The organism is Photobacterium sp. OFAV2-7 (assembly GCF_022347985.1).
Lineage (GTDB): Bacteria > Pseudomonadota > Gammaproteobacteria > Enterobacterales > Vibrionaceae > Photobacterium.
The window spans coordinates 1-10,140 of sequence record NZ_JAKRFQ010000080.1; the positions used below are offsets into that span (position 1 = coordinate 1).

Sequence of the window (10,140 nt, forward strand, 5' to 3'; positions counted from 1 at the left end):
CTTCTGTTATAACTTTCTGGCGCTATTAGGCTTTTCCGGGCTGGGTACGTATGTTACCTATCTTGGTGCCTCTTTCCTCGGCTCGCTGGGATTGCAGGATTATCCAATTTTGCTGATCATCGGCTTTATCATGACAACAGCGGTGATCAACCTGTTTGTCGGAGGCCTGACGTCGAAATGGATGCTGCTGGGACCGATCTTTGTTCCTATGCTATACCAGGTTAACCCGGACATGACGCCGGATCTGGTGACTGCTGCCTACCGTATCGCGGACTCATCAACCAATATCATCACCCCGATGATGACTTATGCAGGTGTTATTCTGGCATTTATGCGTAAGTACAAGCCTGAGCTGAGCTTTGGTGATGTGATTGCAATGATGGTGCCGTACTCGCTGACGTTCCTGAGCGTGTGGACTGCGGTTCTGGTTGGCTTCTTTGCGTTCAACATTCCGCTAGGTTTCTGATCTAAGGGTTGAAACTCTAAATAGATATCAAGCCCGGCAATTGCCGGGCTTTTCGTTTGGCCTGTTTGGCGGGTTACGCTTCGAAGTGTCTGACATGAAAGCGAAGATGCTCTTCGATAAAGCTGGCAATGAAATAGTAGCTATGGTCATAACCTTCCTGCATCCGTAATTCGAGCGGATAGCTGCTGTGCTTGGCGGCTGCCTGCAACATTTCGGGTTTTAGCTGTTCGGTCAGGAAGTCGTCTTTGCTGCCTTGATCAACCAGCGCAGGCACATGCTTGCTCGCCTGTTTCATCAGCTCGCTGCTGTCATAGTGTTTCCAGTCGTCCTGGTTGTTTCCCAGGTAGCCGGCAAAGGCTTTTTTGCCCCATGGGCAGTTAACCGGGTTGGTGATCGGACTGAAAGCCGAGACTGAAGTAAAACGCTCCGGGTTGCGCAGGGCAATCATCAGGGCACCATGTCCGCCCATCGAATGGCCGCTGATCGCCCGTTGCTGGCTGACTTGGAAGTTATTCTCGACAAGTTCTGGCAGCTCTTTGACCACATAGTCATACATGCGATAGTGGCGGTTCCATGGCGCTTGGGTAGCATTAATATAGAAGCCGGCGCCTAAACCGAAGTCGTAGCTGCCTTCCGGATCATCGCTAACGTCTTCACCACGCGGGCTGGTGTCAGGGGCGACAATGGCGATACCGAGCTCGGCTGCCATGCGATGGGCCCCGGCTTTCTGCATGAAGTTTTCGTCGCTGCAGGTGAGGCCGGACAGCCAGTAGAGGACCGGCACCTTGACGCCTTTGGCGGCTTGGGGCGGCAGGTAGATCGCAAAGCGCATATCGCAGTTCAGGGTAGCAGAGTGGTGGCGGTATTGTTTATGCCAGCCGCCGAAACTTTTGTTGGCACTGATATTTTCTAAAGTCATAAGATGGCTTGTCTTTGATATGTCAAAAAGCGCTGCCGGAGCAGCGCTGATTTATCTTTACGCCGATAGGTACTATAGGCGATTGGACTATTTGTCGAAGTGGATAACGCTGCGAATACTCTTGCCTTCGTGCATAAGGTCAAACGCGTGGTTAAGATCTTCCAGCCCCATGGTATGGGTGATGAAGTCATCCAGTGCGAACTCGCCTGCCATGTAACGTTCAACAATCTCAGGCAGTTCAGAGCGGCCTTTCACACCACCGAAGGCAGAACCGCGCCATACACGGCCGGTAACCAGCTGGAACGGACGGGTAGAGATTTCCTGGCCTGCACCGGCCACACCAATGATCACAGATTCGCCCCAGCCTTTATGACAGCACTCAAGCGCAGAGCGCATGACGTTGACGTTACCGATACATTCGAAAGAGTAATCGACGCCGCCGTCTGTCATATCGACAATCACTTCCTGGATAGGCTTGTCGTAGTCATTCGGGTTAATGCAGTCAGTTGCGCCCAGCTTCTTGGCCAGCTCGTACTTGCTTTCATTAATATCGACACCAATGATGCGGCTTGCGCCTGCCATGGTCGCGCCAATGATGGCTGACAGGCCGATACCGCCAAGACCGAAGATAGCAACTGTATCACCTTTCTCAACTTTCGCTGTGTTAAGCACGGCACCCATACCTGTGGTTACCCCGCAGCCCAGCAGGCAAACTTCTTCTAGTGGTGCGTCTTTGTTGACTTTGGCTAGCGAAATCTCCGGCAGTACTGTGTACTCAGAGAATGTTGAGCAGCCCATGTAATGGAAGATCGGTTTACCGTCTTTATAGAAGCGGGTAGTGCCGTCAGGCATCAGGCCTTTGCCCTGTGTTTCGCGTACTGCCTGGCACAGGTTGGTTTTGCCAGACTTACAGAACTTACACTCACCACATTCTGCTGTGTAAAGTGGAATAACATGATCGCCGACCTGGACGCTGGTTACGCCTTCACCTACTTGCTCGACAATACCGCCGCCTTCGTGGCCGAGAATCGACGGGAAGATGCCTTCAGGATCTTCGCCAGAAAGTGTGAAGGCATCGGTATGGCAAACACCGGTTGCGACGATGCGGACAAGCACTTCTCCTGCTCTTGGTAGCATGACATCGACTTCTTCGATTGACAGTGGCTGATTAGGGCCCCAGGCAACAGCGGCTTTGGATTTGATAAATTGATCAGACATTCTGCACTCTCTTCTCTAATGATTAGGTGTCTACAGAGCCCCGTCTTATCGCGCTTTGACCGGTTGAACGAACAAAAATATCGCGGGCGGTATCAATACACTGTAGAAAAGAAATTTGCTGTCGACGATAGAGATTGTTACCTAACGTCTCTCGTTGTGATGGTGAGCATTATATTTGTTTCAAAATAAATGATAATTGCCCTGTTAGGTAAATTACTTTTACCAGGTAGTAATAATCTATTTAGAAGGGATCAGGCAAGGTGCTGATATTCGAGCAGGCTTTAAGTCATCGGGCCCTGACGGTTGGAGCTAGCTGGGCTTGGCATTATAATGCGATTCCTGATACTGAAAGTATGATTTGAGAGATCCCGTGACCGATCAGAGCCAAGACGAATTGTTTATGCGCCGCGCTATTGAGCTGGCAGCCAAAGCCGAGGAAGAAGGTGAGGTGCCTGTCGGGGCGGTCGTAGTGTATGACGGCCAGGTGATCGGCGAGGGCTGGAACCGCTCCATCGGCCAGCATGATGCAACGGCCCATGCGGAAATCATGGCATTGCGTCAGGCCGGCAAAGTGATCCAGAACTACCGACTGTTAGACGCTACCTTGTATGTGACACTGGAACCCTGCCCGATGTGTGCCGGGGCGATGGTACACAGCCGGGTGGGAAAAGTGATCTACGGAGCCTGTGATTTGAAAACCGGAGCGGCTGGCAGCGTGATGAATCTGCTGAGCTATGATCAGGTAAATCACCATGTGGCCTGCGAATCAGGTTTACTGGCTGATGAGTGCCGTGCCCAGTTGCAGGCTTTCTTCAAGCGTCGCCGTGCAGAGAAAAAAGCGGAAAAGAAGGCTCGCCAAGCAGCACTTAATGAACATCCAGCCAAGGCCTGACGGCAACTACTGCCAATAATCACGACAAAGCCCGGCGATGCCGGGCTTTGTCGTTTAGCTGTGGAGTAATGATGTGAAACCAGCCTGCAGTTAGCTGACAATGCTGGCTGCAACCACGTAGCTGCGCTGGCGCCAGAGGATCTTTTTACGAATATTGGCATTCAAGCGTTTACGCCGGGTTGCGATCGAGGTCATTCGCTGTTTCAGGCTTTTTACGGCCTTTTTTTGTCTGGAAAATCGCATCGGTTCTTCCCATAAAGCAATGGCATTAGCTGCCGGATATAGAAGGGGATAGGCTTGTTAGGCGAGCCTGATTAATGGTTCGATTGTTACCTAAATAGCACGGATTATGAATGATCAAAGTCGCAGATTTGTACTTACTCTTGCATCAAGAGACGCTGTACGTGTGACTCATTGTCCGATAAACAAAGCCCTACCGAAGTAGGGCTGTTGGGGGGCGTTCGGGATGTTAGTTGTTGGCCGTTTTGGTTGGTTTCGCTTTATCGACAATGTCGGCTTCCGTGTTGCTTCCTGCCTCCCGAGGGGTTACCTCAGGTGTTTCTGGCGGGGTGATAGTGTGGAGATCATCGATTACCGCAATGTCCTGCTGCTGTGGTTGCTGATTATGCGCCTGCTCGTAGCCGATAATACTTTGATAGTAGCGACGAATATTCTCGACATAGTTCAGCGCTTCATCACCACGGGCATAGCCGTAGCGCGTTTGGGTGTAGTATTTACGCTGGCGTAGCAACGGCAGGCGTTGTTTTACATCGCTCCAGGCATCCGGGTTGCCGCCTTGTGTTTTGGTCAGGCGCCGGGCATCCATCAGGTGGCCGAAACCAACATTGTAGGAGGCCAGGGCAAACCAGACTTTTTCATGCTCGGCGATGCTGTCCGGGATCCGGTTGATCATCTTCCGTAGGTATTCGGTCCCCCCGCGGATACTCTGCTCGGGATCCAGACGATTGTTCACCCCGACAGACTTCGCGGTCGGCAGGGTGAGCATCATCATACCGCGGACACCGGTTGGCGAAACGGCTTTGGGGTTCCAGTGCGATTCCTGGTAGGACAGGGCAGCAATCAGGCGCCAGTCAAATTCTTCGGCATATTTCTTGAAGAGCGATTCCCAGCGCGGCAGTTTTTTCTCGATGGCGCGCAAGAAGGCACGGGTATCGACATAGTCGAAGGTGGCAACATGGCCGAAATACTTTTCCTCCAGCTTGGCCAGTTCGCCGTTTTGCTGCATGTCACCAAAGAATTCGATGAGCAGCGCATACAGGCTGTCATCTGTGGTTTTGTTGACAAACCAGGCGATAGGCTCGTCTTCGGTCAGTTCCAGGGCGGTGGCGATGTCTGGGTGAATGCGCTGGCTGAGGGCGACATCGACCGAATCGGCAATGGTGTAGTCCAGCTCGCCTTTGGCAACCATCCGCAGTAGGTCGTCGCTGTCGGTTTCCTCAACGGCTTGCCATTTCAGATCCGGGTAGAGCACTTTCAGCGTATTGAGGCTTTTCTCATGGCTGGAGCCTTTAACGACAGTCAGCGAGCCTTTGTTCTGCGAAAGATCTTCGGTATCACGAGGGCGCCACTGGCCTTTTTTGTAGACCACAATCTGGCTGGCGTAGTAATAGGCTGGTGCGGCCCGGAAATTTTCCAACCGATCATCGGTCATGGTCAGCCCGGCTGCGATGATATCCACGTCACCCCGCTCAAGGGAGGGAAAGAGACCGGCAAGGGTAAACATCGGCTGCATTTCCAGCTTTACCCCCAACTTGTCGGCAAATCGCTGGGCAAGTTCGTAATCCAGCCCGGTCGGGCCGTCAGCACCGATAAAATAAGCTAGCTGGTTGTTCAGGGTACCGACACGTAATACGCCGCTCTCGCGGATCTTCTCCAGATCACTGCGCGCAGGAGGTTCTAGCCATTTACATCCGCTAAGCAGCAACAGGCTCAGCATGATGGCAATCACGTACCGGGGGGAAGGGATTAATCGAATATTGTTCAACAACATGTGCTCATCATTATAATTAGGTGTTCTTTATACCAAAGCTCGTCATATCAGCAAAGTCGCTCAGTAGCCCACTGTGAGGAATTTTCCGTTTTGAAATACAACTAAGTGTACCTGCTCGATGCTGGTTTTGCGTTGCTATCTTGGAAAGTATCGCCCTTACGGCGACTTCCTTGAGCAAAAGTTGGCTTTCTTCCTCTTGATTTACACCTGAATGAAAAAAAAACACGCAAACGGTTGCGTCAGGTGTTACGTCACAAAAAAAATTCCCTTATACTACGCTCCATCGTGAGTTACTCGCCTCGGGTCAATTTGGTGAAAAAGGTGGCATTGACGTAATTAGCCCAGTGATTGAGCTGGGTGTTAGGCCAATATCACCTTCATTCAACTGCTAATCGAGAGACGTACGCACATGGAAATTTTGCGTGGTTCACCCGCACTGTCTGAGTTTCGCGTTAACAAGCTATTAGAGCGTTGCCGCGAGTTAGATCTGCCTGTGTCAGGCATTTACGCCGAGTTTATGCATTTCGCTGATGTATCTGCTCCCCTGAATGCTGATGAGCAAAGCAAGCTGGAAAGCCTGCTAACCTACGGTCCAACGATTGCAGAGCACGAGCCGACAGGCACCTTGCTACTGGTTACCCCTCGTCCTGGAACTATCTCTCCATGGTCTTCAAAATCAACGGATATTGCCCATAACTGTGCCCTGGAGACGATTAAACGTCTGGAGCGTGGTACGGCTTATTATGTTGAAACAACCACGGCTCTGACCGAGACTCAGCTTGCCGAGCTTAAGGGCCTGATCCACGACCGCATGATGGAAGTCGTCTTTACCGAGATGGAAGCGGCCAGTGCGCTATTCAAGCAGGCGGAGCCTGCGCCGGTACAAAATGTCGATATCCTGGCAGGTGGCCGTAAGGCACTCGAAGAGGCCAATGTTAGCCTTGGCCTGGCACTGGCCGAGGATGAGATTGATTATCTGGTTGAGAACTTCACCAAGTTGGGCCGCAACCCGAATGACATCGAGCTAATGATGTTTGCCCAGGCCAACTCGGAGCACTGCCGCCATAAAATCTTTAATGCTGACTGGACGATCGACGGTGTTGATCAGGAAAAGTCACTGTTCAAGATGATCAAGAACACCTACGAGCAGAACCACGACTATGTGCTGTCTGCTTATAAAGACAATGCTGCGGTGATGGAAGGCTCCCATGTTGGCCGTTTCTTCCCGAACCCGGACTCGCGTCAATATAACTACCATCAGGAAGCGGCACATATCCTGATGAAAGTGGAAACTCACAACCACCCAACGGCGATTTCGCCTTGGCCGGGAGCCTCAACCGGGTCCGGCGGTGAAATCCGTGACGAAGGCGCAACCGGTATTGGTGGCAAGCCTAAAGCAGGCCTGGTCGGCTTTACCGTCTCTAACCTTCGTGTTCCAGGTTTCGAGCAGCCATGGGAGACGGATTTTGGCAAACCGGGCCGAATCGTCAATGCCCTGGATATCATGCTGGAAGGCCCGCTGGGCGGCGCGGCATTCAACAATGAGTTCGGTCGTCCGAACCTGCTGGGCTACTTCCGTACCTATGAAGAAAAGGTGGACTCGCACAATGGCGAGGAGATCCGTGGTTACCATAAGCCGATCATGATTGCCGGTGGTATGGGTAATATCCGCGACGAACATGTGCAGAAGAAAGAGATCCCGGTAGGGGCCAAGCTCATTGTGCTGGGCGGCCCGGCGATGAATATCGGCCTCGGTGGCGGGGCGGCATCATCGATGGCATCAGGTCAGTCGGCAGAAGATTTGGATTTTGCCTCGGTGCAGCGTGAAAACCCGGAAATGGAGCGTCGTTGTCAGGAAGTGATCGATCGCTGCTGGCAGATGGGCGAAGCCAACCCGATTGCCTTTATCCACGATGTGGGTGCCGGCGGTATCTCCAATGCCTTGCCGGAGCTGGTGGATGATGGCGAGCGCGGCGGCAAATTCCAGCTGCGTGATGTACCAAATGATGAGCCGGGCATGAGTCCGCTGGAGATCTGGTGTAACGAGTCACAAGAGCGTTATGTTATGGCCGTTGCGCCTGAGAATATGGCTGTGTTTGATGCCATTTGTCAGCGTGAGCGTGCACCTTATGCCGTGGTGGGTGAAGCGACCGAAGAGCGTCATCTGACACTCGAAGATAGTCATTTCGACAATACGCCTATCGATATGCCGATGGATATTTTGCTCGGTAAGCCGCCGAAAATGCATCGTGATGTGAAAACCCAGAAAGCGCAAGGCCAAGCCATTGACCGCACTGGGATCGAGCTAGAAGACGCGACTCACCGTGTTTTGCGTCTGCCGGCAGTTGCCGAGAAAACGTTCCTGATCACCATCGGTGACCGCACGGTAACCGGCTTGGTGGCTCGCGATCAGATGGTGGGTCCTTGGCAGGTGCCGGTAGCAAACTGTGCCGTTACGGCTGCCAGCTACGACACTTACCATGGTGAGGCGATGTCGATGGGTGAGCGCACCCCTGTCGCGCTTCTTGACTTCGGTGCGTCAGCTCGACTGGCTGTCGGTGAGGCGATCACCAATATTGCCAGTGCCGATATCGGTGACATGAAGCGGATTAACCTGTCGGCCAACTGGATGTCGCCTGCCGGTCACCCGGGAGAAGATGCTGGTTTATACGAAGCCGTTAAAGCTGTGGGTGAAGAGCTGTGTCCGGCCCTTGGCCTGACCATTCCTGTCGGCAAAGATTCGATGTCGATGAAGACCAAGTGGGAAGAGAACGGCGAGCAGAAAGAAGTGACTTCGCCGCTGTCTCTGATCATTACCGCCTTCGGCCGGGTTGAAGATGTCCGCAAAACCGTAACGCCTCAGCTGCGTACCGATAAAGGCGAGTCGACACTCTTGTTGGTTGATTTGGGTTGTGGCAAGAACCGCCTGGGCGCGACGGCGCTGGCGCAGGTATACAAGCAGTTGGGCGACAAATCGGCTGATGTCGATAGCCCTGAGCTGCTGAAAGGCTTCTTTGAGGCTGTACAGGCATTGGTTCGGGATGAAAAAGTGCTGGCTTACCATGACCGTGGTGACGGTGGTCTGTACGTGACGCTGGCTGAGATGGCATTTGCCGGCCACACCGGTGTTGAAGTTGATATCAATACAACCGATGCAGACGAGTGCGACGATGTGCTTGCAGCGCTGTTTAACGAAGAGCTCGGTGCTGTGCTTCAGGTACGCACTGACGATCTTGACGACGTACAGTCAGTGCTCGCTGCGAATGGCCTTGAGGCTTGTAGCCATGTGATTGGTACTGTGGTTGACGAAGATGTTGTCCGTATCTGGAACGGCAATGATCGTGTCCTGGAGCAAAGCCGTACTGAACTGCGTACTATCTGGGCAGAAACAACCTACCAGATGCAGGCAATGCGTGATAACCCGGCTGGTGCCCTACAGGAGTTCGAAGCCAAGAAAGACAGCCAGGATCCAGGCCTGTCGACCAAGCTGAGCTTCGATATTAATGAAGATATTGCTGCGCCGTTTATCTCGACAGGTGCTAAGCCGCAGATGGCTATTTTGCGTGAGCAGGGTGTGAACTCTCATGTTGAAATGGCGGCGGCATTTGACCGCGCTGGCTTTGACGCCAAAGATGTCCACATGAGCGACATCCTGTCGGGCAATGTAAAACTGGACGGTTTCAATGGCTTGGTTGCCTGCGGCGGCTTCTCCTACGGTGACGTTCTGGGTGCCGGTGAAGGTTGGGCGAAGTCTGTGCTGTTTAACAACATGGCACGTGAGCAGTTCGAGAGCTTCTTCCATCGCAATGACACCTTCGCTCTTGGTGTCTGTAACGGCTGTCAGATGATGTCTAACCTGCGTGAGCTTATCCCGGGTGCCGATCTGTGGCCTCGCTTTGTGCGCAATGAATCAGAGCGCTTCGAGGCCCGCTTTAGCCTGGTAGAAGTCCAGCAGAGCGATTCTCTGTTCTTTAATGGCATGGCTGGATCTCGGATGCCGATTGCGGTCTCTCACGGCGAAGGACGAGTCGAAGTGCGAAATGGTGAGCACCTGAATGCGATCGAGCAATCAGGCACTGTGGCCCTGCGCTATCTCGATAACTATGGCAACGTGACCCAGAATTACCCGGCGAACCCGAACGGTTCTCCAAACGGGATTACAGGCCTGACAACTCAGGATGGTCGCGTCACGATCATGATGCCGCACCCAGAGCGTGTATTCCGTACCGTGGCGAACTCCTGGCATCCGGATGACTGGAACGAGAACAGCCCGTGGATGCGTATGTTCCGCAATGCCCGCGTCAATATTGGCTAGGCACTGATTTGACCTCGCAATAGTTTAAAACCGCTCTTCGGAGCGGTTTTTTATTTTCGGGTGTTTTAATGGCAGAGGTTGATTAAACATTAGGCATGTCAGTAGTAAAGTTTGTATTGGCTAACCTTTTTCGCTGAATTTACTCGCCTTTGTGGATAAAGTGTGATTAAGCTGAGGGTAGGGTGTTCACAGGAGGGGGTATGATTTTTTTTGATCTTGATAATACCTTGCTTGATCACGACGGTGCCGAACAGGATGCAATCCGAAGCTTTGTTGCCCGTTATCGTGCTGACGTCGTCCCGTTTCAGGGCAAGCCGGA

7 protein-coding genes are annotated in these 10,140 nt (G+C 52.7%); 3 read left to right on the top strand and 4 right to left on the bottom strand.

Annotated features, from left to right (window positions below; translation table 11 throughout):
* Positions 1-466 (top strand): AbgT family transporter (locus MHN01_RS07350; RefSeq protein ID WP_239410727.1); only part of this gene is annotated, 466 nt, incomplete at its 5' end.
* A gap of 73 nt (positions 467-539) precedes the next feature.
* On the opposite strand, the gene fghA is transcribed toward MHN01_RS07350, so the two are convergent.
* Positions 540-1,385, bottom strand: coding sequence for an S-formylglutathione hydrolase (fghA, locus tag MHN01_RS07355; protein ID WP_239410728.1), 846 nt, complete (start codon positions 1,383-1,385; stop codon positions 540-542).
* Between the two features lie 87 nt (positions 1,386-1,472).
* Positions 1,473-2,603, bottom strand: coding sequence for an S-(hydroxymethyl)glutathione dehydrogenase/class III alcohol dehydrogenase (locus MHN01_RS07360; RefSeq protein WP_160654459.1), 1,131 nt, complete (start codon positions 2,601-2,603; stop codon positions 1,473-1,475).
* 370 nt (positions 2,604-2,973) lie between these two features.
* On the opposite strand from MHN01_RS07360, the gene tadA reads away from it, so the two are divergent.
* Positions 2,974-3,495, top strand: a complete 522-nt coding sequence (gene tadA, locus MHN01_RS07365) for a tRNA adenosine(34) deaminase TadA (RefSeq protein ID WP_370646449.1) — start codon at positions 2,974-2,976, stop codon at positions 3,493-3,495.
* 90 nt (positions 3,496-3,585) lie between these two features.
* Here tadA and MHN01_RS07370 read toward each other — a convergent pair whose 3' ends face one another.
* Positions 3,586-3,738, bottom strand: a complete 153-nt coding sequence (locus MHN01_RS07370) for a hypothetical protein (protein ID WP_160654465.1) — start codon at positions 3,736-3,738, stop codon at positions 3,586-3,588.
* 226 nt (positions 3,739-3,964) lie between these two features.
* Entirely contained in the window at positions 3,965-5,452 is a 1,488-nt protein-coding gene (gene mltF / locus MHN01_RS07375; RefSeq protein WP_370646450.1) for a membrane-bound lytic murein transglycosylase MltF, read from the bottom strand.
* Positions 5,453-5,915: 463 nt separating this feature from the next.
* Between mltF and purL the strand changes: the two genes are divergently transcribed.
* Positions 5,916-9,821, top strand: a complete 3,906-nt coding sequence (gene purL / locus MHN01_RS07380) for a phosphoribosylformylglycinamidine synthase (RefSeq protein ID WP_239410730.1) — start codon at positions 5,916-5,918, stop codon at positions 9,819-9,821.
* Positions 9,822-10,140 lie beyond the last annotated feature (319 nt).

Excerpts from the sequence above, each read along its gene's own strand:
- fghA (WP_239410728.1), bottom strand. The coding sequence starts at position 1,385 with ATGACTTTAGAAAATATCAGTGCCAACAAAAGTTTCGGCGGCTGGCAT.
- purL (WP_239410730.1), top strand. The coding sequence starts at position 5,916 with ATGGAAATTTTGCGTGGTTCACCCGCACTGTCTGAGTTTCGCGTTAAC.
- MHN01_RS07360 (WP_160654459.1), bottom strand. The coding sequence starts at position 2,603 with ATGTCTGATCAATTTATCAAATCCAAAGCCGCTGTTGCCTGGGGCCCT.
- mltF (WP_370646450.1), bottom strand. The coding sequence starts at position 5,452 with ATGCTGAGCCTGTTGCTGCTTAGCGGATGTAAATGGCTAGAACCTCCT.
- MHN01_RS07370 (WP_160654465.1), bottom strand. The coding sequence starts at position 3,738 with ATGCGATTTTCCAGACAAAAAAAGGCCGTAAAAAGCCTGAAACAGCGA.